Source organism: Curtobacterium sp. MCBA15_004 (genome assembly GCF_001865055.2).
Lineage (GTDB): Bacteria > Actinomycetota > Actinomycetes > Actinomycetales > Microbacteriaceae > Curtobacterium.
Map to the genome: position 1 here is coordinate 3459582 of NZ_CP126266.1, position 24896 is coordinate 3484477.

25 protein-coding genes are annotated in these 24896 nt (G+C 75.4%); 15 read left to right on the plus strand and 10 right to left on the minus strand.

Annotated elements, in window-relative coordinates:
• Positions 1–57: 57 nt before the first annotated feature.
• The 4 genes from QOL16_RS16365 to QOL16_RS16380 all read right to left on the minus strand — a co-directional run bounded on the left by QOL16_RS16365 (position 58) and on the right by QOL16_RS16380 (position 3507).
• Positions 58–609: a hypothetical protein gene (locus tag QOL16_RS16365; RefSeq protein ID WP_139197339.1), complete on the minus strand. Its 552-nt coding sequence runs from the start codon at positions 607–609 to the stop codon at positions 58–60.
• A 482-nt stretch (positions 610–1091) separates the two neighbouring features.
• Complete coding sequence (locus QOL16_RS16370; RefSeq protein ID WP_071246049.1) at positions 1092–1793, minus strand: response regulator transcription factor; 702 nt, start codon at positions 1791–1793, stop codon at positions 1092–1094.
• Complete coding sequence (locus QOL16_RS16375) at positions 1790–3013, minus strand: sensor histidine kinase (protein ID WP_083395173.1); 1224 nt, start codon at positions 3011–3013, stop codon at positions 1790–1792. The genes QOL16_RS16370 and QOL16_RS16375 overlap by 4 nt, the downstream gene beginning before the upstream one ends.
• A complete protein-coding gene (locus tag QOL16_RS16380; RefSeq protein WP_071246047.1) occupies positions 3010–3507 on the minus strand; it encodes a hypothetical protein in 498 nt (165 codons plus the stop codon). The genes QOL16_RS16375 and QOL16_RS16380 overlap by 4 nt, the downstream gene beginning before the upstream one ends.
• Positions 3508–3639: 132 nt before the next feature.
• Between QOL16_RS16380 and QOL16_RS16385 the strand changes: the two genes are divergently transcribed.
• From QOL16_RS16385 to QOL16_RS16410, 6 genes are all read left to right on the plus strand, one after another.
• Entirely contained in the window at positions 3640–4482 is an 843-nt protein-coding gene (locus tag QOL16_RS16385; RefSeq protein ID WP_071246045.1) for a spermidine synthase, read from the plus strand.
• Between the two features lie 194 nt (positions 4483–4676).
• On the plus strand, positions 4677–5462 hold the full coding sequence (locus tag QOL16_RS16390) for a DUF4064 domain-containing protein (RefSeq protein WP_071285430.1): 786 nt from the start codon (positions 4677–4679) through the stop codon (positions 5460–5462).
• A gap of 143 nt (positions 5463–5605) precedes the next feature.
• Positions 5606–6487 carry a hypothetical protein gene (locus QOL16_RS16395; protein WP_071246042.1) on the plus strand — a complete coding sequence of 294 codons (882 nt, stop codon included), beginning with the start codon at positions 5606–5608 and terminating at the stop codon, positions 6485–6487.
• Complete coding sequence (locus tag QOL16_RS16400; RefSeq protein WP_071246041.1) at positions 6484–6975, plus strand: SprT-like domain-containing protein; 492 nt, start codon at positions 6484–6486, stop codon at positions 6973–6975. Before QOL16_RS16395 ends, QOL16_RS16400 begins: the two co-directional genes overlap by 4 nt.
• Positions 6976–6992: 17 nt before the next feature.
• Positions 6993–7688, plus strand: coding sequence for a CGNR zinc finger domain-containing protein (locus QOL16_RS16405; protein ID WP_065962084.1), 696 nt, complete (start codon positions 6993–6995; stop codon positions 7686–7688).
• Positions 7689–7778: 90 nt separating this feature from the next.
• Positions 7779–9035 carry an Nramp family divalent metal transporter gene (locus tag QOL16_RS16410; protein ID WP_083395174.1) on the plus strand — a complete coding sequence of 419 codons (1257 nt, stop codon included), beginning with the start codon at positions 7779–7781 and terminating at the stop codon, positions 9033–9035.
• 72 nt (positions 9036–9107) lie between these two features.
• Here QOL16_RS16410 and QOL16_RS16415 read toward each other — a convergent pair whose 3' ends face one another.
• Together QOL16_RS16415 and QOL16_RS16420 are read right to left on the minus strand one after the other, a co-directional pair.
• Entirely contained in the window at positions 9108–9410 is a 303-nt protein-coding gene (locus QOL16_RS16415) for a DUF427 domain-containing protein (RefSeq protein WP_065962111.1), read from the minus strand.
• 50 nt (positions 9411–9460) lie between these two features.
• On the minus strand, positions 9461–10147 hold the full coding sequence (locus QOL16_RS16420; RefSeq protein WP_071285432.1) for a hypothetical protein: 687 nt from the start codon (positions 10145–10147) through the stop codon (positions 9461–9463).
• A gap of 109 nt (positions 10148–10256) precedes the next feature.
• Between QOL16_RS16420 and QOL16_RS16425 the strand changes: the two genes are divergently transcribed.
• The 4 genes from QOL16_RS16425 (at position 10257) to QOL16_RS16440 (ending at position 12573) form a co-directional block, all read left to right on the plus strand.
• The gene (locus tag QOL16_RS16425; RefSeq protein WP_071285435.1) at positions 10257–10889 is read left to right on the plus strand and encodes a GNAT family N-acetyltransferase; all 633 of its coding nucleotides are present in this window, start codon (positions 10257–10259) and stop codon (positions 10887–10889) included.
• 74 nt (positions 10890–10963) lie between these two features.
• Positions 10964–11443: a hypothetical protein gene (locus QOL16_RS16430; protein WP_071285437.1), complete on the plus strand. Its 480-nt coding sequence runs from the start codon at positions 10964–10966 to the stop codon at positions 11441–11443.
• A gap of 97 nt (positions 11444–11540) precedes the next feature.
• Positions 11541–12182: a DUF1684 domain-containing protein gene (locus QOL16_RS16435; RefSeq protein ID WP_370692412.1), complete on the plus strand. Its 642-nt coding sequence runs from the start codon at positions 11541–11543 to the stop codon at positions 12180–12182.
• Positions 12183–12204: 22 nt separating this feature from the next.
• The gene (locus QOL16_RS16440; protein WP_083230207.1) at positions 12205–12573 is read left to right on the plus strand and encodes a GntR family transcriptional regulator; all 369 of its coding nucleotides are present in this window, start codon (positions 12205–12207) and stop codon (positions 12571–12573) included.
• A gap of 216 nt (positions 12574–12789) precedes the next feature.
• On the opposite strand, the gene QOL16_RS16445 is transcribed toward QOL16_RS16440, so the two are convergent.
• The gene (locus tag QOL16_RS16445; protein ID WP_254780328.1) at positions 12790–13707 is read right to left on the minus strand and encodes an endo alpha-1,4 polygalactosaminidase; all 918 of its coding nucleotides are present in this window, start codon (positions 13705–13707) and stop codon (positions 12790–12792) included.
• A 275-nt stretch (positions 13708–13982) separates the two neighbouring features.
• On the opposite strand from QOL16_RS16445, the gene QOL16_RS16450 reads away from it, so the two are divergent.
• Positions 13983–15620, plus strand: coding sequence for a DEAD/DEAH box helicase (locus QOL16_RS16450; protein WP_065962105.1), 1638 nt, complete (start codon positions 13983–13985; stop codon positions 15618–15620).
• A 169-nt stretch (positions 15621–15789) separates the two neighbouring features.
• Positions 15790–15990 carry a CsbD family protein gene (locus QOL16_RS16455; protein WP_065962075.1) on the plus strand — a complete coding sequence of 67 codons (201 nt, stop codon included), beginning with the start codon at positions 15790–15792 and terminating at the stop codon, positions 15988–15990.
• Between the two features lie 112 nt (positions 15991–16102).
• Here QOL16_RS16455 and QOL16_RS16460 read toward each other — a convergent pair whose 3' ends face one another.
• Positions 16103–16645 carry an NUDIX hydrolase family protein gene (locus QOL16_RS16460; protein WP_065962073.1) on the minus strand — a complete coding sequence of 181 codons (543 nt, stop codon included), beginning with the start codon at positions 16643–16645 and terminating at the stop codon, positions 16103–16105.
• Positions 16646–16718: 73 nt separating this feature from the next.
• Between QOL16_RS16460 and QOL16_RS16465 the strand changes: the two genes are divergently transcribed.
• Positions 16719–17336 carry an alpha/beta hydrolase gene (locus QOL16_RS16465; RefSeq protein WP_071285441.1) on the plus strand — a complete coding sequence of 206 codons (618 nt, stop codon included), beginning with the start codon at positions 16719–16721 and terminating at the stop codon, positions 17334–17336.
• A 190-nt stretch (positions 17337–17526) separates the two neighbouring features.
• Here QOL16_RS16465 and QOL16_RS16470 read toward each other — a convergent pair whose 3' ends face one another.
• Entirely contained in the window at positions 17527–18183 is a 657-nt protein-coding gene (locus QOL16_RS16470) for a PadR family transcriptional regulator (protein WP_370692580.1), read from the minus strand.
• 174 nt (positions 18184–18357) lie between these two features.
• Between QOL16_RS16470 and QOL16_RS16475 the strand changes: the two genes are divergently transcribed.
• Both QOL16_RS16475 and QOL16_RS16480 read left to right on the plus strand, forming a co-directional pair.
• Entirely contained in the window at positions 18358–23160 is a 4803-nt protein-coding gene (locus QOL16_RS16475) for an ATP-dependent helicase (protein WP_071285445.1), read from the plus strand.
• 197 nt (positions 23161–23357) lie between these two features.
• Positions 23358–24137, plus strand: a complete 780-nt coding sequence (locus tag QOL16_RS16480; RefSeq protein WP_071285449.1) for an Fpg/Nei family DNA glycosylase — start codon at positions 23358–23360, stop codon at positions 24135–24137.
• A 106-nt stretch (positions 24138–24243) separates the two neighbouring features.
• On the opposite strand, the gene QOL16_RS16485 is transcribed toward QOL16_RS16480, so the two are convergent.
• Positions 24244–24744: a hypothetical protein gene (locus QOL16_RS16485; protein WP_065962064.1), complete on the minus strand. Its 501-nt coding sequence runs from the start codon at positions 24742–24744 to the stop codon at positions 24244–24246.
• Between the last annotated feature and the right edge of the window lie 152 nt (positions 24745–24896).

The window sequence follows — 24896 nt, forward strand, 5'->3', positions numbered from 1 at the left end:
GGCGCTGGCGTGTATAAGCCCGCAGACCGCTCGGGTGTTCCCGCCTGTCGCCTGGTCTCAGGCCCCCGGTCGGGCCTCCAGTGCCCGGCGCACGCGCTGCGCGTCGTCGGTCCGGACGAACGTCACGCGACCGCGGTCGTCCGTGATGCGCACCCCCCGGCCCGGCGTCAGCAGGAGCGCGCGGACGCCCCGGCCGAGACGCAGCCCGACACCGCCGAACGTCGTGGCGTCCGCCTCGACGACCGCGACCGCCGCGATGCTGCGGCGGGCGATGTGCCGCGGCGGCAGGGGTCGGAAGCGCAGCACCACCTCGGTGTCGGTCACCGCGATCCCGGTCCGCGCGAGCAGCAGCAGCGCGCCGGCGACGAGCGCGACGACGCCCGGCACGAGGAGCGCGACCTCGGGGGCCTCACCCGGCCAGTCGAGGACGGCCGCGGTCAGCGCTCCGCCGCCGAGGAGCAGGACCGCGCCGACGACGCGCATCCAGCGGGGTGCGGTCTCGCCGTGCGTGCGCACGGCGGCGGGCGTCGGCCGGGAGGCGCGGGTCGCCCGGGTGGGTCGGCCCACGCGGGCGGGTCGGAGCGTGGGCACGCTCAGGGTGTCGGTCATCGGGTCCTCCTGCGGACGGTCCGGGGAGCGTGCCGCCGGTGGGGTCGGCGGGACCGACGGCCGGGTCGGGTCCGTCGGCTCGTCGGGACCGCCGGGTCGGTGGTGGCACGCGTGGTGTCGGTGCCTCGTCGCACGCCGGGCGGCGTGCGACGAGCGCACACCGACGACGGCTGCCCGGGGCGTGCCGCGCGGGGGGAGCACGGGTGCCGGTCGGGCGGCGTCGTGGTCACGGGACGGGCGGGCACGGCGACTGCCGGAGCGCGGTGTGGGGCCGCGGGGCCGGGCGGGGTGCTCGACACCGGTCGGGTGACGACCCCGGGATGCTACGTGTGCCGCCTCGACGTCTGCTGGGCACCGGTCGGACGGGGAACGGGTCCGCTGAGCGCCGACGGCACAGGTCGGCGCGGGTCGGCGCAGGTCAGCGCGGGCCGGCGCGGGCCGGCGCGGGTCGGCGCGGGTCAGCGCGGGTCAGGCACCACGCCTCAGCGCAGGACGAGGGCGACGGCCTCCGCGCGGCTCCGGACGCCGGTCTTCGCGAAGACCTGGTTGACGTAGGACTTGACGGTCGGGACGGTGAGGAACAGCTCCCGCGCGATCTCGGGGTTCGTCCGGCCCGCGGCGATCCGGTCGAGCACCTCGGCCTCGCGCGGTGTGAGCTCGGGGAACCGCCGCCGCAGCGCCGCGGGACCGTCGACCCGGCCCTGGTCGTGGTCGTGGACGGGTCCGGGGTCCGGTGCTGGGCCGGCCGTCGGCGAGCCCGCGCCCCCGGTCAGGCGGGCGACGAGCCGGGCTCCGACGCCGGCGTCGAGGGTCGTCTGCCCGGATGCGACCGCCCGCACCGCGGCGGCGAGCTCCACGCGGCCGGCGTCCTTCGTCAGGTACCCCCGGGCGCCGGCGCGCAGGGCGGCGTCGATCGAGTCGTCGTCGGCGTACGTCGTGAGCACGATCACCGCGACGTCCGGGTGCGACGCGGTGATCGTCGCGGTCGCCGTGGGCCCGTCGACACCCGGCATCCGCAGGTCCATGAGCACGACGTCCGGCGGGTCCGCGGCCACGGCGGCCACCGCGGCGGCCCCGTCGGCGGCCTCGCCCACGACCTCGAGGTCGGGCACGAGCGACAGCACCGTCACCAGGCCGTCCCGGACGATCGCCTGGTCGTCCACCACGAGCACCCGGATCGTCACGACGTCACCCCCGGCACCCGCATGGTGACGACGAACGCGCCGTCGAGCACCCCGGCGTGCAGCGCGGAGCCGTCGCCGAGCTCCGCGAAGCGCTCCCGCATCCCGACGACCCCGTGCCCGTCACCGGTCCGGGCGGGGCCACCGGAGTCCGCGAGGCCGGATCCCGGGCCGTCCGGGTCCGGGCCGCCTGCGTGCGGGGTGCCCGCACCGGGGCCGAGCGGGTTCGCGACCGTGACCCGGACCGCGTCGCCGTCCCGCTCGACGGACAGCACCACGGGGCGGCCCGCCGCGTGCCTGCGGGCGTTGCTCAGCGCCTCCCGGACGGCCGCGACCACCGCCGCACGGTGGGCCGCGTCGACGGCGGTGAGCGCGACGTCCCCGTGCGTCGTGACGGTGCCGCCGAACGACCGGTGCGCCGCGACCAGGGCGGGCAGGTCGGTCGGCGCGGCCGGGCCGGACGTCTGCGGGGCGGGGACGTCCTCGCGGAGGGCGTGCACCGCGCGCCGGGCCTCGGCGAGCCCGCTCGCGGCGAGCGTCCGGGCCTCCCCCGCGCGTCGGGTGGCCTCGTCGACGCGGCCGGCCTCGAGCAGGGCCTCGACCGCGTCGAGCTGCAGCACCAGGCCGCCGAGGGAGTGGGCGAGGACGTCGTGCACCTCGCGGGCGGCTCGCGTCCGGTCGGCCAGGAGCTCGGCGCGCTGCCGCTCGACCTCGGCCTGGCGGGTCCGTTCCTCCGCGATGCGCGCCTGCCGCCGGCCCGACCCGACGGCCGCGGCCAGGAGCAGCCCACCCCCGGTGCCGAGCACGACCGTCACCGGTGCACCGGCGACCACGGCGGTGGCGGCGACGAGGACGAGGGCGACGACCGCGGCGACCGGTCCGGCCCAGACCGGTCGTCTCGCCGCGAGGACCACGACGCCGACGAGCGGCACGGCCACCATCAGCGCGCCGGTCGGGACGACGACGGTGGCTCCCGCCAGGACCATGCCCCACGTGGCGACGACGAGCACCCGGTCGGAGCCCGTGAGGACCCGGAGCAGCCAGGCGGCGAGCGCCACCGTCCCCACGATCCACACCCACGCGGGAGCGGCGTCGGCGAGACCGGTGCGGACGAACCAGTACGAGACGACCGCGATCCCGACCAGGTCGAGCACGCGACTCGTCACGGAGCCGGACCGACCCCGCACGGGATCGGTCCCGACGGGTCCCGGGCCGGTGGTCACCGGACCATCATGCCGGTGGCGGGGCGCGGGATCCGCTGGTCGACGACGAGGGCACGGGCTGCCCGGTTGAGCGCGAGGACGAGCAGGACCGCACCGGTCGAGGTGAGCAGGTGCGCGCCGAGGTGGCCGCCGAGGACGTCGAGCCCGATGCGGACGACGATCAGGACGACCCAGAGCCCGGCTCCCGCCCAGCCCGTGCGGGCCTGCAGCGTCCGGCCCTCGGTGTCCGGGGCCGCGGTGCGGAACCGGGTCATCGCCCCCATGGCCAGGCCGGCGCCGATGCTCACGAGGGCCTCGACGCCGAGGAACAGCACGTCGAGCGTCGTCACCGCGGCGGCGGACTGCGCGAGCACCACGAGCCCGACGGCGCCGAGGACGAGCGGCGCACGCCAGACCCGTGTCGGGTCGACCGACCGCCAGGTCGCCTGTCGGTACGCGAGGTACCCGACGAGGGCCAGGCCGATGACGATGTTCGCGAGGAGCTGGACGGACACGGTGTCCCCTTCCGGTGGGTGTCCGGCGGGGGTCCCCGACCGGTGCCACCAGCCTCGCGAGCGGGCGGGCGCGGGCACACCACCCCAGGGTGGTGGTCCGGGTGGGGATCGCGGGTGGTGTTCCATGGGGGCATGGCAGATGCGAGCGACGGCTTCCGGATCGGTGCGGGCTGGGCCTCGGTCGAACCGGACCGGCACCGCCCCGGGTCCTTCACGCTCGTCGTCGACGGGACGCCGCAGTCGCACGTCGACCTCGAGGACCCGACGCACCTGGCCTTCGAGTACATCCGGCGGATCGGGCACGCGATCGACCTGCTGCCGCCCGGCCCGGTGACGGCGCTGCACCTCGGTGCCGGTGCCCTCACGCTCCCCCGCTACGTCGCGGTGACCCGGCCGGGGTCCCGCCAGCAGGTCGTCGAGCTCGAGCGCGACCTGGTCGACCACGTGCGCGAGGAGCTGCCGTTCCCCCGCGGCGCCTCGATCCGGGTGCGGTACGGCGACGCCCGCGAGGTCCTCGGCAAGCTGCCCGCCGGTCTGCGCGGCACGGTCGACCTGGCCGTCGTCGACGTGTTCGGCGGCTCGCAGATCCCCGCGCACGTGACGAGCGTCGAGTTCTACCGCGAGGTCGCCGCGTTCCTGTCCCCCACCGGCGTCGTGGCGGTGAACGTCGCGGACGGCGCGGGTCTGGCCTTCGCCCGGGGCCAGGCGGCGACCCTGCAGGCGGTGCTGCCCTCGGTCGCGGCCGTCGCCGACACCGGCATGCTCAAGGGCCGGCGCTTCGGCAACATCGTGCTGCTCGGGTCGCCGACCGACCTACCGGTCGCCGAGATGCCCCGGCTGTACTCGTCCGACCCGATGCCCGCCAAGGTCGTGCACGGTGCCGAGCTGCGCGCGTTCACGGCCGGGGCGCCGGTCGTGACCGACCAGACCGCCGTCGCCTCGCCCGAGCCGAACCGCAGCGTCTTCGGCGGCTGACGCGCGCACTCGGGTGACCGGGCGCCGGACGGGAGGCGCGGTGCCGGTCGTGCGCCGCGCCTCCCGTCCGTCCGTGGTCGCGGCAGACCGCCGGGCGCACGGTCACTGACGACCCGCCGGACGTGTCCACCACCCGGCTGCCAGGATGGGGGACACGACTGCGCGGCTGCGCGACCGAGCGAGGGAGTCCCCTGATGACGAACGACGACCGGAGCAACGAGGACCGGGCGGGCGACGGCCGCGCCCCGAGCTGGGGCGAGGCACCGCAGCACCGCCCCGAGGACGCACCGCGGTACGGCGAGCGCGCCGACCAGCAGGACGCCCCGCGGTGGGCTGCGTCGGAGGCCCGCGACCGCGACGACGAGCCGCGGTACGGCGAGCGCGCACCGCAGTACGGCGAGCGTGCCCCGCAGTACGGCGAGCAGGCGCCCCGCTACGGCGAGCACGCGCCGAAGGAGGGTGCGGGCGACCGCCACGACTCCCCCACGTGGGGCGAGCAGCACGGGTCGCACCAGCCGTACGCCGCGTCGGCGGCCCCGGCGTCGGCCGGCGGACCGGCCTGGCACACCTACGAGGAGCCGAAGCGCAAGAAGAAGACCGTCGGCGTGATCGCCTTCCTGGTCGGGCTGCTGTCGCTCGTCGTCGGCGTGATCGGCGGCGCCATGATCGGCGCGGCGGTCGCGAACAGCGGCATCCTCGACGGGCTCGCGCAGGGCGGCACCGCCCCGAGCCAGCAGGAGCTCCAGCAGCGGCTCATGCAGGACCCGTCCGCGCTGTCGTCGGTCGGGTCGGCCGGTGTCGTCGTCGGCATCGCCGCGATCCTCGGCCTCTGGGCGTTCGTGCAGGGCATCATCGCCGTCGCCACGAAGCGCGGGCGCGGCTGGGGCCTGTTCGCGATCATCCTCGCCGTCGTCGCGACCGTCGCCACCTTCGGCACGTACATCGCGATCGCCGCGTCCGCGGTCGTCGGCAACAGCTGACACCACGACCCGCCCGACGGCCCGTCCCGCGCCGCGGGGCGGGCCGTCGTCGTCCGGGGGCACCGGGGGCGTCGCGGCGTCCTCGTGCCCCCCGTGCGCGTGGCACCGCTCGTTCACGGCGGGCCGCGGTTACGCTCGACCCGATGTCCCTCCCGCCCGACGACAGCCAGCAGCCCGACCGCGACGACCGCGCCCGGGAGCCCCGCCACGCCGCCCCGGTGACCGCCGGTGTCAGCCCGGGGAGCACCTTCGCGCCGATCAGCCTGCGTCCCGCCGTCGACGCCGAGGCCGTGCAGCAGCGCCTCCGCGACCTCGGGCAGAGCCGCAGCACCGACGCCCTCGCCGAACGCGCCGAACTCCTGCGCCTGCTCGGCCGCCTGGACGAGTCGCTCGTCGTGGCCGAGGAGGTCTTCCGCCTGACGATGTTCACGGGCGAACGCTCCGACAAGGTGGCCTCCCGGATCCGACGGGCCCACGTGCTGCACGACCTCGGCCGGTACGAGCGCGCCGCCGCCGAGGCCGCGATGGCCCGCGACACCGCCCGCACCGAGGACTGGCCCGAGCTCGAGGGCGCGGCCGCCGAGCTCGAGGGCTGGTCGCTGTTCGAGCTGTCCCGCTTCGACGAGGCCCGGTCGGCCCTGTCCCGGGCGTACCAGGCGTTCCGCCAGGCCGGCGCCCCGTCCGAGCGCACCGAGGCACTCCGAACCGCGGTCGAGGCCGCGCTCCGGGCCTCCGCGGCGCAGCCGAAGCCCGCCGAGGACCGGCCCCGCACCGCCCGCGAGGTCGCCGCACGCCGGGCCGAGGACGACGAACCGGCCACCACGCGCGTCGCCGAGCCGGTCAAGCAGATCCCGCCCGTCCGCCGTCGCGTGCTCGGGGCCCCGGACGCCGCACGGACCGAGGCCGACGAGCTGTGGGGCCGCATCGCCGCCCGCGCCGCGTCGAAGGGTCAGGCGCCGCGCGACGAGCCCGACCCCGACGCGCCCGACACCGACCCCGGGCTCGGCGGCGCCGGACGCCGGTGACCGCGCCCGACCAGGTCCGGGAGCGCGCCGAGCAGCTCCTCGCCGAGCACCTCGGACCGGGCGACTGGACCTTCGCGTTCGACCACGCGAAGACCCGCGCCGGCCAGTGCGACTTCGGCCGACGCCGCATCACGGTGAGCCGGCACATCGCCGCCCGGGTGTCCGACGAGGACGTCGAGCAGGTCCTGCTCCACGAGGTCGCGCACGCGCTGGCCGGACCGCGTGCCGGCCACGGTCCGACGTGGCGACGGACCGCCGCGGGGATCGGGTACACCGGGTCCCGCCTGTACGACGGCCCCGTCGCCTCCGAGCTCGCGCCGTGGGTCGGCACCTGCCCCGCGGGGCACGAGCACGTCCGGTACCGCACCCCCACGCGCACGCTCGCGTGTGCTGCGTGCTCGCGCCGGTTCGACCCGCGGAACACGATCACCTGGCGCCGTCGCTCGGATACCGCAGGATCGATCCCGAGCGTGGAGGCGCGCCGGTGAGCCGTTAGCCTGGGCGGATGCACACGGGGCAGCACATCCGGACGGACAGCGGGTCGTCGTGGTTCTTCGACGCCGGCCGGATCGCCCTCGACTTCGCGCACACGGGCGGCTTCGCGGACGACCCGGACGGGCGACGCCCCCGCTCCCGGCTCGGCGAGCTCCTCGTGACCCCGGCCGACCTGGACGAGTGGCTCGGCGACCACACCGAACCGATCGACGTCGGCGCGAGCGCCCGGGAACTCCTCGACGCACGGGCCCTGCGTGCCGCGATCGGACGCCTCGCCGTGGCCGCCGCACCCGCTCCCGCCGACGACGCCGCCACCCGGACCGCCGTCGCCGCCGGGCTCCGCGCCGGGACCGGACGGACCCGACCGGCACCCGACGACATCGACACCGTGAACCTGTTCGCGGCACTGCCCGACGTGCCGCCGAGCCTGCCCGGCGGACGCCGTCGCGCCGGGGCGAACCGGGTCCGCCTGGCGCAGGCGCTGTCGAGCGTGGCGCGGGACGCGGTGGCCCTGTTCACCGAGGTCGGTTTCGACGACGTCGCCGCCGACGGCCAGCCGACGCGCCTGAGCCGGTGCTCGGCGGAGGACTGCGGGCTCGTCTTCTACGACTCGTCCCGTGGGGGCACCCGCCGTTGGTGCTCGATGCAGCGGTGCGGGAACCGGGCGAAGGTGCGGGCGCACCGGGCCCGGCGCGCGGCGGCCTGAGCGGCGGGCCGTCGGCCGCTCCGTCCGCTCCTTCTGTACCCCGCCGAATCCCTGGATTCGGTCTCCCGAATCCTCTGGCATCCTGGTCGCGTGACCGACACCGCCGCCCTGACGAGCGCACCCACCGGTGACGCTCCGCGCCGTCGCGCCGCCAGCCTCACGTTGCTCGGCCCGGCCTTCGTCGCCGCCATCGCCTACGTCGACCCGGGCAACGTCGCCGCCAACCTCACCGCGGGGGCGACGTACGGCTACCTGCTGCTCTGGGTCCTCGTCGCCGCCAACGCCAGCGCCGTCGTCGTGCAGTACCTGTCCGCGAAGCTCGGGGTCGTCACCGGGAAGTCCCTGCCGGAGCTCCTCGGCATGCGGATGCGTCGAGCGCCGCGCCTGCTGTTCTGGGCCCAGGCCGAGGTCGTCGCCGCCGCGACCGACGTGGCCGAGGTCATCGGCGGGGCGCTCGCCCTGCACCTGCTGTTCGGCGTGCCGCTCGTCGCCGGCGGGGTGATCACGGGTGTGGTGTCGATGGCGATCCTCGTGCTGCAGAACCGGCGGGGCGCCCGCGCGTTCGAGGTCGTCGTCACGGCCATGCTCGCGGTCCTGACGGTCGGGTTCTGCGCGGGACTGCTGTTCGCGCAGGTCTCCCCCGGCGAACTCGTGTCCGGGCTCGTGCCGCGCTTCGAGGGCTCCGGGTCGGTGCTGCTCGCGGCGTCGATGCTCGGCGCGACCGTGATGCCGCACGCCGTGTACCTGCACTCGGCGCTCGCCCGCGACCGGCACGGTGCCACCCCCGCCGGTCCCGAGCGCCGCCGGGTGCTCCACATGACCCGGTGGGACGTCGCACTGGCGCTCGTCGTCGCCGGCGGGGTGAACGTCTGCATGCTCGTGCTCGCGGCGGCGACGCTGCCGGGCGTCGCGGGCACGGACACGATCCCGGGCGCACAGGCGGCGATCGAGGCGAACGTCGGCCCCGTCGTCGGCGTGCTCTTCGCCGTGGGGCTGCTCGCGTCGGGGCTGGCGTCGACCTCGGTGGGCTGCATGGCCGGCGCGGAGATCATGCACGGGCTGCTGCACGTGCGGGTGCCGCTGCTCGCCCGGCGGCTCGTGACCCTGGTGCCGGCGCTCGTGCTGCTCGCGGTGGGGGCGGACGCCACGATGCTGCTCGTGGTGAGCCAGGTGGTGCTGAGCTTCGGGATCGCGTTCGCGATCGTGCCGCTGGTGGCCTACACGTCGCGCCGGAGCGTGATGGGCGACGACGCCAACGCGGTCGCCACCCGGGTGGTCGCGTGGGTGATCGCCGCCGTGATCGTCGCGCTCAACGTCGCGCTGGTCGTGCTCACCCTGACCGGGTGAGCACGACCGCGCGAGGCGCGCGGTCGGTCACGCGGGACCGGCCCGCACGCACGACCGCGTGGGGCGCCGGCGTCAGTCGACGACGCGGACGTCCTTCCAGAAGGCGTAGTAGCCCGAGTAGTCCTGGCCGACCCGGTCGAACGACGAGGGGATCGGCGTCGGGTACGACCACGCGCGGTCGGGCAGCGCCTGCCCGTCGACCGTGACCGTGTAGTACTGCGTGTCGCCCTTCCACGGGCAGTGGTACTGGGTGTCGCTCTCGGTGAAGAACTCGGGCTTCACGCTGGACGGCGGGAAGTACCAGTTGCCCTCGATCTGGACGAGGTCCTCCTTCGGGGCCTCCGCGATCACGGTGTCGCCGACGACTGCCTTCATGACGTGTTCCTCCACTCGTGGCGTCGGGGCGACGCCTGCGATCCGGAACGCTACGCGCGCGGTCCCTGTTCCCGCTGCGCACCGGAACTGCCCCGCTGCACGGTGGAGCAGTCCCGCTGCGCACCGGTCCGGCCCCGCTGCGCACCGGGGCGGAGGACGACGAGGTCCGGTCCGGCGGCGAGCGCCGTCCGCACGTCCTCACGGTCGAGACCGGACGCCCCTTCGGCGGCGCTGACGAGGTGCCGCACCGCCTGTCGCAGCCCCGTGTACGCGGCGCAGGCGGCGGCCGCCTCGGGTGCGGTGTGGTCGATGCCGACGGCGACGAGGGCGTCCACGACCGCACCGGCCGCGAGCAGGTCCTCGACGGCGGGGTCCGGGGCCTCTGAGGTGTCGGCGGGCTCGCCCGCCGCCTCGGCGGCGTCCGTGTGCGGCCCCGTGGTCCGGCCCGCGGCGACGACCGCGACGACGCACCGGTCACCACGCTCGGCCTGGAGGCCCGTCACGCGTTCCGCGACCGCACGCGCGTTCCCGAGGTGGCCGAGCACGACCTCCGGCCCCACCGGCACGCGGGCTGCCGCGGCCCGGGCATCGCGGTCCCGATCGGCCGCGGACGTGCCACGTCGCTCGGGCAGGACGTCGACCCAGACCACCAGGTGTGCGTCCGCGGCGACGCGCTCGGCGCCGGCGACGCCCCACGCGAACCGGACCTGGTACTGCCCCTGGGTGCGTGCTGCCACGGGGCCACGATACCGAGCGCGACGGCCTGTCCGTCCGCTCAGGAGCCCTGTCCGCGGGCGGCGTCCGGAGGTCGATCGGTCAGCGCGACCGACCGTAGGATCGGTGACCATGGAGCTCGCCCCCGTCCCCACCCTGACCGGCGACCGCGTGACGCTCGAGCCGCTCGACCCCGAGCACGCGGACGACCTGCGGGCGGCGGTCACCGACGGCGACCTCTGGCGCACCTGGTACACCTCGGTCCCGGCGCCCGACGCGGTCGACGGCGAGATCGAGCGCCGGCTCGCGGAGCACGAGGCCGGCCGCATGGTGCCGTTCGCGATCCGCAACCGTCCGACCGGCCGGGTCGTCGGGGCCACGACCTTCGCGAACATCGACGTCCCGAACCGCCGCGTCGAGATCGGGTACACGTTCCTCGCCCGGGCGGCGCAGCGCACCGGGATCAACACCGAGGCCAAGCTCCTGCTGCTGTCGCACGCGTTCGAGACCTGGCAGTGCATCGCGGTCGAGTTCCGGACGCACTGGCACAACCAGCAGTCCCGCGCGGCGATCGCGTCCCTCGGCGCCAAGCAGGACGGGGTGCTCCGCAGCCACGCGATCGGCCGCGACGGCACCCTGCGCGACACGGTGGTCTTCTCGATCACCGCTGCCGAGTGGCCGACCGTCCGGCTGTCGCTCACCGAGCGGCTCCGCAACCGCGACCGGGCCGAGGGCTCCCGCCGCCGGGCCGCACGGCACGCCTGATGCGCGTTCCGCCGACCGCGAGGTGACGGCGGGCCGGCCCGGACGTCCCAGCGTCCGCGGGTAGCGTCCGGCGCATGCACGTCGGACTCCGCATCGTCCTGGACGCGCCGGTCGACACCGTGCGCGACGCCCTGATGTCCCCGGCCGTGATGGTCGCGGTGACGAAGCCGTTCCTGGTGTACCGGTCGCGGTCCCCCGAGGGCCTGCCCGTGCGGTGGACACCCGGCGAACCGCACCCGATCACCGCGGACGCGTTCGGCGTCGTGCCGAGCGGCGACACCCACGTCGACATCGACCGGTACGAGGTCGACGGCGTCCCCGTGCAGCGCGACGACGGCGGTGGCGTCTCCGGGCTGTTCGGCCGGATGACGATGGCGCACCGGATGGCGACGGTCGACCTCGGTGACGGGCGGACGCTGCTCCTGGACCGGCTGACCTACCGGATGCGGCCCGCGGTCCTCGGGGTGGCGCTGTGGCCGGGCATGTGGGTCATCTGGCAGTGGCGCGCCCTGCGGATGCGCCAGCTCGCCCCCACCTGGCGACCGGGGGCCTGACCCGGCGGTCGACCCCGCACGGCGGGTGCCGTGCCGAGACGGGACGATCGCGGCCGGTCGCTGGCACACGCGGAGCGCCCGGGCGTACGCTCGCCGTGTGAGCCAGACGCAGGAGCCGAGGGCCCAGGACCGTGTGCACAGCACGCTCGCGACCGTGGACTGGCGTCGGATGACGTTCGACCTGTACCGCCGGGTCCGCGCGACGCCCGACCCCGAGACCGCCCACGCGATGTGGCGCGAGACGCGGGACGCCATGTTCGGCGAACACCCCGCGAGCCCGCTGCTCGACGAGGACGCCCGCGACTTCGAGGCGCTGCCCGTCCCGGACTACGACCCCGAGTGGCGGTTCCGCGCCCGGGTCGAGACCGCCGAGCCCCTGGCGATGGACGTCGAGACCGGGACCGACGGCACGGTGCACTTCGACCGCCTGGGCGTCGTCCGGCTGCCCGGCATCGGGTCGCTCGACGTGTGGTCGCACGGCGGCTACGCGGGCGGCGTGTTCGTCCCGGTGAAGGACGCCAGCGCGGGCCGGGCCCGGGGCACCTACGGCGGCGGACGGTACCTGCTCGACACGATCAAGGGCGCCGACCTCGGGGGCGACGACGGCGAGCTCGTGCTCGACTTCAACTTCGCCTACAACCCCTCGTGCGCGTACGACCCGGCCTGGGCGTGCCCGCTCGCGCCGCCCGGCAACACGGTCGCGGTGCCGATCCCGGTCGGCGAGCAGTACGACTTCTGACCCTCGACGAGCAGGACAGCACATGGAGCGCATGACCGGACTCGTGGCCCTCGACGCCGGCGGGCGGGTGCCACCCTTCGAGCAGGTGCGGTCGCAGATCGCGGCCCAGATCACGGCGGGGTACCTCGTCGACGGCGAGCGCCTGCCGAGCGTCCGCGCCCTGGCGGAGGAGCTCGGGCTCGCCGCCGGCACCGTCGCGAAGGCCTACCAGCTGCTCGAGGAGGCCGACCTCGTGCACACCGCGCGCGGCGCCGGCACGCGCGTCGTCCGACCGGTCGAGGTTCCGGGCCCGGTCACCGAGGCCGCCCGTGCCCTCGTCGCCGCCGCCCGCGAGGCCGGACTCTCCGCCGACCAGGCCGCCGCCGCCGTGCACGAGGCCTGGCCCGCCTGACCACCTGACGGCCACGCCGGCGACCGTCACCGCCTGCCGCGGACCGACCGGACCGACCGCAGCCAGCGGGGCGGACGCGCACCGCGCCTCCCCACCGGCCCCGCACGTCCGACCGCAGCCGGCGGGGCGGACCCGCACCGCGCCTCCCGGCCGGTCACGACCGACCGCCACCAGCGCGACGGACCCGCACCGCGCCTCCCGACCGACGCGACCGCGTCAGCAGTGCTCGGCGACGTACGCCGGGTCGGACGGCACCACGAGGTCCCGGTCCCGCAGGATCGTCATCGCGGGCCGGTCCGGCAGCGCGCACACCTCGGACCACGGCCGCCCGAGGGTGTCCGCGTACTCGACGTCGACCACCTGGTCGCCGTACACGTCGGTGTAGGCCGAGCACTCGTCGTACTGCACGCACTCCTCGGCGACCACGAAGTCGAAGCCCGTCCGCTGCCGTCCCGTCGCACCGAGCTGGGGCGTGTTCTTCTGCCCGACCGCGAGGCCGTGCGCGTGCCCGGTCCGCACCAGGTCGGCGGCGAGCGCGAGGTTGCCCGCCGGGGTCAGCCGCCCGTCGGAGCGGGTCCACGAGTCGAGGTTGTCGAACTCGACCGCCGCGAACCCGCGGTCGGCGCACCGGGCGACCACGGGCGACAGGACGGCGAGGACCTCGGCGCGCGTGGCGGCGGTCCTCGTGTCGAGCAGCACCTCGTCGGGCCAGCCGGGGTCGGACACCGGTTCGCCGTCCTCGTCGCGGAGCACCGCGTCGGGGTGGTGGTCGAGCCAGTCGTCGGTCTCGTCCGGCTGGGTCTGGAAGCCGTTGACGTAGCAGATCGAGTACACGCCCGCGGCGGGTCGGGCGGTGCTGTCCCGCTCGACGACCGTGACGTCCGCGGCGGGGGCGTACGCGCCGCCGAGCTGGTAGTCCGGCACGCCGCCGGTGGGCAGGGCGCGCACCCGTGCGCTGCTCGACGACGGCTCACCGGCGGTCGGGACCGGCGGGGCCTGCCGGGCCGACGCCACGCCGACGGGCGCGGTCGCGGACGGTGCGCCACCGCCCGCGCAGGCGGTGGCGCCGAGCACGAGGAGCACCGCCGTCGAGACCGCGACGAGAGCGGTGCGCGGGGTCGTCCGAGGGGCCACGAGCAGGATCATCGCACGCGCTCGGCGAACGCCCACTGCCCAGCGGGGCCGACGACCGCTATGCTGGGGGTACTCGAGGCGCCGATCGCCTCGTGCGTCGTACGGACGCCCCGAACTCCCGACCGGTCACCGGTCGATGATCACGCACCAGCACATCGGTGCCCAGGCTCTCTGCTGCGGCGACTGCGCCGGCCTCCCCGGCCGCGCAGGATCCCCGCCCGCGCGCCGGACACGAGCGCGCCCACGGCCGGCCCACGCCGGCTGGAAGGGTCATGATGACCGACTCCACCACCCGTTTCTCCGACCTGGGCGTCCCGGCCCCGATCGTCGACGTCCTCGCCCAGCAGGGCAAGGAGACCGCCTTCCCGATCCAGGCGGACACGCTCCCCGACTCGCTGCGCGGCAAGGACGTGCTCGGCCGCGGCCGCACCGGCTCGGGCAAGACCATCGCGTTCGCGATCCCCCTGGTCGCACGGCTCGCCGCCAACCCGAAGCAGCGCCGTGCCGGTCGACCGCGCGCCCTCGTGCTCGCCCCGACCCGTGAGCTCGCGACGCAGATCGACGCGACCCTCGCCCCGCTCGCGAAGGCCATGGGCCTGAACACCACGACCGTCTTCGGCGGCGTGGGCCAGGGCCGTCAGGTCGAGGCGTTCAACCGCGGCGTCGACGTCGTCGTGGCCTGCCCCGGCCGCCTCGCCGACCTCATGCAGCAGGGCCACGTGAAGCTCGACGCGATCGAGGTCACCGTCCTCGACGAGGCCGACCACATGGCCGACATGGGCTTCCTGCCCGGCGTCACGAAGATCATGCAGGCGACGCCCGAGAAGGGGCAGCGCCTGCTGTTCTCGGCCACGCTCGACAACGGCGTGGACAAGCTCGTCAAGAAGTTCCTGCACTCGCCGGTCATGCACTCGGTCGACGACGAGACCAGCCCCGTCGAGGCGATGACGCACCACCTCTTCGAGGCCGCCGACGCCGACGTGAAGAAGGACCTCGTCCGGATGCTCGCCTCGGGCACCGGCCGCCGCATCCTGTTCATGCGCACGAAGCACCACGCGAAGCGCCTGGCGAAGCAGCTCTCGAGCCAGGGCATCCCGGCCGTCGACCTGCAGGGCAACCTGTCGCAGGGCGCGCGTGAGCGGAACCTCGCGAAGTTCTCGTCCGGTGAGGCCCTCGTCCTCGTCGCCACCGACGTCGCCGCCCGTGGCGTGCACGTCGACCACGTCGAGCTCGTCGTGCACGTCGACCCGCCGACCGAGCACAAGGCGTACCTGCACCGTTCGGGCCGCACCGCGCGTGCCGGTTCCTCGGGCGACGTCGTCACGGTCACGCTGCCGGCCGAGCGCCGCGACGTGGCGCAGATGATGCGTGCCGCCGCCATCTCGGTCAAGCCGCAGCAGGTCACGGCGACCTCGCCCGCGGTCACCGCACTCGTCGGCGAGGTCGCTCCGATCCGCCACGTCGAGGAGCAGCCCGCCCAGCAGCAGCAGCGCCAGCGCCAGCCGCGCGTCGCGGACGCCGGTGGTGACGGCGGCGGTCGTCGCCGTGGTCGCGGCGCACGGTCGGGAGGCGCGGCCCAGCCCGCCTCGGCCGGTGCGTCGGTCGCGTCCGGCCGGTCCGGCAACGGGCGCGGCGGTCGTCCGGCGACCGAGGGTGCCGGCACGTCCGGTGGCCGCGGTGCCGGTCGCGGTGCGGCCTCGGGTGCCGCTGCGACGGGCGGTGGGCAGCGTCGTGGTGGCGCCGCCGGCCGTCGTGCGTCGAGCGACGTCGTGCGCGGTGGCTCCAGCGCCGTGTGGTCCTCGGACGGTGGGTACGCCGCCGGCCGCAGCAGCGGTTCGGAGACGGGCGGCCCCCGTCGCCGCTCCGGCTCGCGTCGGGCCACGCGTCCCGCGGGCTCTGCCGACCGCCACTGATCGGGCCCGCACCCCGCCGGCCACGGGGTCGGCCCGGCGGTCGGGGGACGGCCTCCGGCTGAACCTGGACACCGGGTGCGAACCCGGTCGTCCGGCGGCGTAGGTTCTCCTGCACCGGACGCCGCGCGAGCGGCCGACGGGGAACCGTCCGTCGTTGGAAGGAGACCGTATGGCTGGCAGCGAAGAGAACCACACCGGCGAGAAGCTCGTCGGCAAGGTCAAGGAGGGTCTCGGCAACCTGACCGGCAACGACAAGCTGAAGGCCGAGGGTCAGACCGACCAGGCCAAGGCGTCGGCCAAGCAGGGCGTCGACGACGTCAAGGACGCGGCGCACGGCGTCGCGGACAGCCTCCGCAACGACAAGCACTGAAGCCGGTCTCCAGACCGCGCTGCGAAGCCCCCGGATCCGATCGGATCCGGGGGCTTCGTCGTGCACGGGGCGCCCGCGCGGGCGCGTGGCGCGTCAGTGCAGGGCTGGTGCGTCAGTGCAGGGCGCCGACGGAGGCGAGGCCGGCGCGGAGCAGGGTGCCGCGGCCGCCCTCCATCTCCTCGGCGACGGCGTCGGACGCCGCCTCCATCGGGCTCATCCACGTGAGCTCGAGTGCGTCCTGGCGCGGCTCGCACGTGCCCGTGACCGGGACGACGTAGGCGAGCGAGATCGCGTGCTGTCGCTCGTCCGTGAACACCGAGGCGCCGGGCAGCGGGAAGTACTCGGCCACCGTGAAGGGGGTCGGGCTCGCCGGGAGCTGCGGGAAGGCCATCGGACCGAGGTCCTTCTCGAGGTGCCGGAACAGTGCGGTCCGGATCGACTCGCCGAACATCACGCGGCCGGAGACGAGCGTGCGGGCGATCGACCCGCTCGGCGAGACGCGCAGGAGCACCCCGACCTCGGTCACGACGCCGAGGCCGTCGAGCCGGACGGGCAGGGCCTCGACGTAGCAGATGGGCAGCCGACGGCGGATGTTCGCGAGCTCCTCGTCGGACAGCCAGCCGGAGTCGGGGTCGGGGGTGCGCAGCGAGGCCATGCACCGTGTCTACCAGTCGGCCCGGCGAGTTCGGCGTACGGCGCGGCCTCCGGGGACGGCTAGCGTCGTCCCCGTGATCGATGCAGACCTCGTGCAGTGGACCCGGCCGGCCGAGGAGCGTGCGGGGACGCCGCTGCTCGTGATGCTGCACGGGGTGGGGTCGAACGAGCGCGACCTGCTCGGCCTGGCACCCGCGCTGCCCCTTGCTTGGACGACGGCATCGCTCCGCGCGCCGATGTCCTGGGGGCCGGGGTTCTCCTGGTACCCGCTCGGCACACCGGGCTCCCCAGCGCCGGGTCCCGTGGACGCCGCGGTCGAGGAGGTCCTGGCCTGGATCGACGGCGTCGCCGCCGACCACCCGCGCATCGGGTTGCTCGGGTTCTCACAGGGGGGATCGATGGCGCTGCAGCTGCTGCGGGCCCGTCCGACGGGGTTCGTGTTCGCGGTGTCGCTGTCCGGCTTCGTCGTGCCCGTGACGGACGCCCGTGACGACGCCGTGGCCGCCGTCCGCCCGCGGGTGTTCCTCGGGCACGGGGACGCCGACCCGGTGATCCCCGCCGAGGCGACCGCACGGACGCAGGCGTGGGCGGCGGCGCACACCGACGTGACGGACCGGACGTACCCGGGCCTGCCGCACGCGGTCTCGGCGGCCGAGCTCGCCGACGTGGCCGGGTTCGTCGACGCCGCCTGACGTCGGCGGGGGTCGCTTGGTGGGCGACGGACGTGGCGGATGGAGCAGGAGACGTCGGGTGCGTGGCTCCGACCCGACGTCGTCTGCTCCGTCCGCGGGTCGCGGGGGCGACCGGTGACGGCCGGGAGGCGCGTGGCGGGCCCGCCACGCGCCTCCCGGCCGTCGTCCGGTCGCGTCGCGACGTGCGCCGCTAGTCGGCGAGGATCTGGAGCAGGTCCCGGCGCAGCTGGTCGACCTTGGCGGTCGCCGCCTTCGTCTGCTCGTCGGTCGCGCTCGTCCGGTAGACGTGCAGCACGCCCGTCACCTTCCGGAACGCCTCGACGAACTCGCGCTGCGTGTCGGGAATGCCGGGTGCGGACGCGAACGCCGCGGCGATCTCGTCCGCCTTCGCCTCGGCCTCGGCCCGGCCCGCGTCGGTGAGCTCGAAGAGCGTCTTGCGACCGTCGCCGGTGGCGACGACGAGGTCCTCGTCGACGAGCTGCTGCAGCGTCGGGTAGACCGAGCCGGGGCTCGGCTTCCAGGCGCCGTCGGTGCGCTCGGCGATCGTCTTGATCACGGCGTAGCCGTTCTGCGGCCCCTCGGCGAGGAGGCCGAGGATCGCCAGGCGGACGTCGCCGCGGCGGCGGCGTTCGCGGCCGGGGCCACCGCCGGGCCCGAAGCCGGGGAAGCCGGGACCGAAGCCCGGGAGGCCGCGTCCGCCGGGGCCGAAGCCGCCGCGTCCGCCGTGGTCGTGGTCACCGCGGTCCCGGCCGGGGAAGCCGTGGCCGTGGTGCTGCCGTGCACCGCCGAAGCGGGGGCCGCGGGGGCCGGAACCGCGCTCGTCGCGTCGGCCGTGCGTGTGGTTCATCTGGTCGTCGTGCATCGGGTGCATGAGGACTCCTTCGTGGTCGTGGGTTCCGATCGGGACCCCTTCAGTCATTGTCGTATCGCGATGCGTCACGATAGATCGCTAACTATCGTTGTGTCAAGGAGTTGCTTCCTCGGCCCGCTGTCGGTGGCCGCGGGCAGGATGGGACGGACCATGACGGACGTCCTCGAGCGCTTCTCCCCCGCCACCGCCGAGTGGTTCCGCGGCGCGTTCGCGGCACCGACCGCCGCACAGGCCGGCGCGTGGGACGCCGTCTCCACCGGGCAGCACGCCCTGGTGGTCGCCCCGACCGGCTCCGGCAAGACCCTGGCGTCGTTCCTGTGGTCGATCGACCGGCTCATCAGTGCCACCGACCGGCCCCCGGCCAAGCAGCGCACGCGCGTGCTCTACGTCTCCCCGCTGAAGGCGCTCGGCGTCGACGTCGAGCGGAACCTCCGCAGCCCGCTCGTCGGCATCACGCAGACCGCCCGCCGGCTCGGGACGGAGCCGCCCGAGGTCACGGTCGGCGTCCGCAGCGGCGACACCCCCTCGTCCGACCGGCAGCGCCTGCTCCGGCAGCCGCCGGACATCCTCATCACGACGCCCGAGTCGCTGTACCTCATGCTGACCTCGGCGGCGCGGGAGACCCTGGTGAACGTCGACACCGTCATCGTGGACGAGGTGCACGCGGTCGCGTCGTCGAAGCGCGGGGCGCACCTCGCCGTGTCGCTCGAACGGCTCGACGACCTGCTCGACAAGCCGGTGCAGCGCATCGGGCTGTCCGCGACGGTGCGTCCGGCGGAGGAGGTCGCCCGGTTCCTCGGCGGCCGTGCGCCGGTCACGATCATCGCCCCGCCCGCGCAGAAGACGTTCGACCTGCGGGTCGTCGTGCCCGTCGACGACATGACCGAGCTCGGCGCTCCCCCGGTCGGGGCCGACGCCACCGAGTCGCCGACCAACGGCTCGATCTGGCCGCACGTCGAGGAACGCGTGGTCGACCTCGTCGAGGAGCACCGGTCGACCATCGTGTTCGCGAACTCGCGGCGCCTGGCCGAACGCCTGACCGCCCGGCTCAACGAGATCCACGAGGAACGGGTCCTCGCGGCGCGGGACGACCGCGAACCGGCGGCCGTCGGGGCTGTCGGTACCGCCGGGACCGTGGGCCCGGTGACGCAGTCGCCCGGCCGTGCGTCCGCGCACGCCCCGGTCGCGCAGCCGAAGCGGCCGCCGGCGCAGGTGATCGGGCAGTCCGGGCAGACGGACGGCGGCGGCTCCGACCCCGCGGTCCCCGTGCTGGCCCGCGCGCACCACGGTTCGGTGTCCAAGGACCAGCGCGCGATCATCGAGGACGACCTGAAGTCCGGGCGGCTGCGCTGCGTCGTCGCGACGAGCTCGCTCGAACTCGGCATCGACATGGGCGAGGTCGACCTGGTCGTCCAGGTCGAGGCGCCACCCTCGGTCGCGAGCGGCCTGCAGCGCGTCGGGCGCGCAGGACACCAGGTGGGCGAGATCTCGCGGGGCGTGCTGTTCCCGAAGCACCGCGCCGACCTCGTCAACAGCGCGGTGACCGTCGAGCGGATGGTGTCCGGGCAGATCGAGTCGATCTCGGTGCCCACGAACCCGCTCGACGTGCTCGCCCAGCACACCGTCGCGGCGGGGGCGATCGACACGGTCGACGTCGAGCACTGGTTCGACCTCGTGCGGCGCAGTGCCCCGTTCAGCTCGCTGCCGCGCTCCGCGTTCGAGGCGACGCTCGACCTCGTCACCGGGCGGTACCCGAGCGACGAGTTCGCCGAGCTGCGCCCCCGCTTGGTGTGGGACCGCGTGCACGGCACCCTGACCGGTCGCCCCGGCGCACAGCGGCTCGCGGTGACCAGCGGCGGGACGATCCCGGACCGTGGCATGTTCGGCGTCTTCATGGTCGGCGAGAAGGCCTCGCGCGTCGGTGAGCTCGACGAGGAGATGGTCTACGAGTCCCGCGTCGGCGACGTGTTCGCCCTCGGGGCGACGAGCTGGCGCATCGAGGAGATCACGCACGACCGCGTCATCGTCAGCCCCGCGTTCGGGCAACCGGGTCGCGTGCCGTTCTGGAAGGGCGACGGCATCGGCCGGCCCGCCGAACTCGGCCGCGCCACCGGGGCCTTCGTGCGCGAGGTCGACGGCGCCTCCGACGAGGACGCCCGCGCCAGGGTCGCCGCCGGCGGACTCGACGAGCGCGCCGTGACGAACCTGCTGACCTTCCTGCGCGACCAGCGCGAGGCGACCGGGCACGTGCCGAACGACACGACGCTGCTCGTCGAGCGGTTCCGCGACGAGCTCGGTGACTGGCGGCTCATCCTGCACTCGCCGTACGGCATGCAGGTGCACGCGCCGTGGGCCCTGGCGGTCGGCGCGCGACTCCGCGAGCGGCACGGCATCGACGGCGACGCGATGGCGGCCGACGACGGCATCGTCGTGCGCATCCCCGAGACCGACGCCGAACCCCCTGGTGCCGACCTGTTCGTGTTCGAGCGCGACGACCTCGAGGCACTCGTGACCGACGAGGTGGGCGGCTCGGCGCTGTTCGCCGCCCGGTTCCGCGAGTGCGCGGCGCGGGCGCTCCTGCTCCCGCGCCGGAACCCGGGGCAGCGGTCCCCGCTCTGGCAGCAACGGCAGCGGGCGTCGCAGCTGCTCGACGTCGCCCGGAAGTACCCGTCGTTCCCGATCGTGCTCGAGACCGTGCGCGAGGTGCTGCAGGACGTGTACGACGTGCCGGCGCTGCTCGGCATCTCCGACCAGATCGCCGAACGGAGCATCCGGCTGGTCGAGCGCGAGACCGAGCAGCCGTCGCCGTTCGCCCGGTCGATCCTGTTCGGCTACGTCGCGGCCTTCATGTACGAGGGCGACTCCCCGCTGGCCGAACGCCGAGCGGCGGCGCTGTCGCTCGACTCGACGCTGCTCGGCGAGCTGCTCGGTCGGGCGGAGCTCCGCGAGCTCCTCGACCCGACCGTCATCGACACGGTCGAGCGCGACCTGCAGCGGCTGTCGCCCGACCGCCGCGCGCGGGACGCCGAGGGTGTCGTCGACGTGCTCCGCCTGGTCGGGTCGCTCGACGTCGCCGAGGTGACGGCGCGCAGCTGGCTCGCCGACGAGGCCGACCAGCAGGCCGCGGTCGCGACGGTGCAGACGACCCTCGAGGCCCTGGAGCGCGACCGCCGCGTGCTCTCGTTCAGCCAGGCCGGCACGACGCGGTGGTCGGTCATCGAGGACGCGTCACGCCTCCGGGACGCCATCGGGGTCCCGCTGCCGATCGGCGTCCCCACCGCGTTCGTCGAACCCGTGGCCGACCCGCTCGGCGACCTCGTCGGCCGGTACGCCCGGTCGCACGGGCCGTTCTCGCTGCCCGACGCCGCCGCCCGACTCGGGCTCGGGGTCGCCGTCGTGCAGGACACCCTGCGCCGCCTGGTCGCCGACCGACGCGTCGTCGAGGGTGAGTTCCGTCCCGACCGCCAGGGCGCCGAGTGGTGCGACGCCGAGGTCCTCCGACGCATCCGCACGAAGTCACTCGCGGCGCTCCGGCACGAGGTCGAACCGGTCTCCCCGGACACCCTGGCGCGGTTCCTGCCGGCGTGGCAGCACGTGCACACGCCGGGCACCCGTGGCGGGCTGCGCGGGGTCGACGGCGTGCTCCAGGTCATCGACCAGCTCGCCGGGGTCGCCCTGCCGGCCAGCGCGTGGGAGACGCTCGTGCTGCCGTCCCGCGTCACCGACTACTCGACGAGCATGCTCGACGAGCTCACGGCCACGGGCGAGGTGCTGTGGTCCGGCGGCGGCACCCTGCCCGGCAACGACGGCTGGATCCGCCTGCACCTCGCCGACACCGCCGGGACGACCCTCGCCGAACCGGCCGGCGACGAGACGACCGAGCTCCAGCGCGACGTGCTCGGTGCGCTCGCGGGCGGTGGCGCGTACTTCTTCCGGCAGCTCGGCCAGGCCGTCGGCAGCACCGACGACCAGGCCCTGACCACGGCCCTCTGGGACCTCGTCTGGGCCGGCCAGATCACGAACGACACCTTCGCACCGCTCCGGGCGATGCTCGGCGGTCGGGCGAAGAGCACGAGTGCCCCGCGGACCCGCGCCTACCGGGGTCGCCGCCGCCCGACGCTGCCGTCGCAGTCCGGGCCGCCCTCGGTCGGCGGCCGCTGGTCGTTGCTCCCGCTCGCCGAGTCCGACGCCACCGTGCGTGCCGCGGCGACGGCCGAGCAGCTCCTCGAGCGCTACGGCGTCGTGACCCGGGGAGCCGTGCAGGTCGAGGGTGTGCGCGGCGGGTTCGCAGGCGTCTACCGGGTGCTGAGCCGCTTCGAGGAGTCCGGTCGTGCACGGCGCGGGTACTTCGTCGAGGGACTCGGCGCCGCACAGTTCGCGACGGGACCGACGGTCGACCGGATGCGGACGTACGCCCGCGACCTCGACGACGAGGCCCGCCCGGACCGCGACCACGACCGCAGTGCGCTCACCCTCGCCGCGACCGACCCCGCGAACCCGTACGGTGCGGCGTTGCCGTGGCCCTCCGACGACGCCCCGGCGCCGCAGGAAGACGCCGACCAGGCCGTCGCCGGTGGTGGGGCGGCTGGCACCTCGCCGAGCACGTCGTCCTCCGGCACGGCTGCGCGCGCGGTGACCGGTTCAGCCGCCGGCGGGACCACCGGCGGGCGCGGACACCGGCCGGGGCGCAAGGCGGGCGCGCTCGTCACGACCGTCGACGGGCGGCTCGCCGTCTACGTCGAGCGCGGCGGGAAGTCGGTGCTGACCTTCACGGACGACCCGGCCGACCTCGCCGCGGCCGCCGCGTCGATCGCCGCCGTGGTGCGCTCCGGGCTGAAGAAGCTCGCGGTCGAGCGGGTGGACGGGGACTTCGTGCTCGAGACCCCCCTCGGGTCGGCGCTGCGCGAGGCGGGGTTCACGGCGACCCCGCAGGGACTGCGGCTCCGTGTCTGAGGCGACGCACGCCGCGCGGGAGCGCCGCGCGGGAGCGATCGACGCGATCGACGCGATCCGCGCCCTGCGGACGCGCGCTGCGCACGCGACCGACGGGACCGACCCGACCCGCGCCTCCCGGCCGCGCCGCGCGCACGCGACCCGCGGGACCGACCCGACCACCCGCCGTCCCACACCGACCACTCCGGGGGTGCTCCGTGCCCGAGGGTGACACCGTGTTCCGCGCGGCCCGGCGCCTGCACACCGCGCTCGCGGGCAAGGTGCTGACGCGCTCCGACTTCCGTGTGCCGGCGTACGCGACGCTCGACCTCGTCGGCCGCACCGTCGACGAGGTGGTCCCCCGCGGCAAGCACCTGCTGCACCGGATCGGCGACCTGACCGTGCACTCGCACCTGAAGATGGAGGGTCGGTGGGACGTCTACGCGCCCGGCGACCGCTGGCGCCGGCCGGCGCACCAGGCGCGCGCGGTCCTCGACGCGGAGGACGTCTCGACCGTCGGCTTCACGCTCGGCGTCCTCGAGGTCGTGCCGCGCGACCAGGAGTCCGAGGTCGTCGGGCACCTCGGGCCGGACCTGCTCGGTCCGGACTGGGACGCCGACGTCGCGCTCGCGAACCTCACGGCCGACCCCGCGCGGCCCGTCGGCCTGGCGTTGCTCGACCAGCGGGTGCTCGCCGGGCTCGGCAACGTCTACCGCAACGAGCTCTGCTTCCTGCGCGGGGTGCTGCCCACGCGACCGGTCGGCCAGGTTCCGGACCCGGCACGGGTCATCGCGTTGGCGAGCCGGCTCATCCTGGCGAACCGGGACCGGAACGCCCGCGTGACGACCGGCGTCGACCGGCCCGGACGACGGTTCTGGGTGTACGGCCGGGCGGGCAAGCCGTGCCTGCGGTGCGGGACGCCGATCCGGCACGGCGAGCTCGGCGACTCCGAGCTGACGCTGCGGGACACCTACTGGTGCCCGCGCTGCCAGACCTGAGGGTCGCGTCCCGGGACGGCGCGGGCACGGCCGGGAGGCGCGGTGCCGGTCCGGCGAACGGGTCGCGTCGGCAGGTCGGTCGCCTCGTCGCGGGCGGACGGTCGGATCAGCGGTCGGCGGCCTCGACGACGCAGCTCTCGACGCGCTTCGCCGCGTCGGAGTCCTCGCTGAAGGAGTCGGGCGCCGGGGAGGCCGAGCGGCTCTCGTCGGCGGTCGCGTCCTTCGCCGCGGAGTTCACCGCGTAGAGCTCCCCGTCGAACCCGTCCTTCGTCGGGTCCTCGGTGGTCGCCCAGACCGTGACCTCGTCGTCGTTCGCGTCCTTGCTGTCGGACGGGACGATGGATGCGCCGAGGTACCAGCCGCCGTCGGCCTTCGTCACGTTCGCGAACTCGGTGGTGTCGTGCGGGCCGACCGCCGTGCCGATCGCGTCGACCGCGGCGCTGGAGGCGACCCCGCAGTCCGACGCCGACTGCGACTTCTCCTCGGAGCCCGGGACCTTGCCGACCGGGTCGATGTTCTGCGCGCCGCCGGGGTCGCACGCCGTGAGCAGCAGCGCGATGGTGGCGGCACCGAGCAGCGCCGTGGTGGTCTTCGCTCGCAGGTTCATGGGCCGGACGGTAGGCGCACGGGGGTGTGCGGTGCCGCAGACCGTCCGGGAAGCGAACGCCGCCCGGGTCACCGCAGCCGGGGGAGGCAGCGTCGGCGGGTGCGCGCGGCGGAGTGTCGCCGCTCGCACCCGCCGACGCCGCCGTCCCCGAC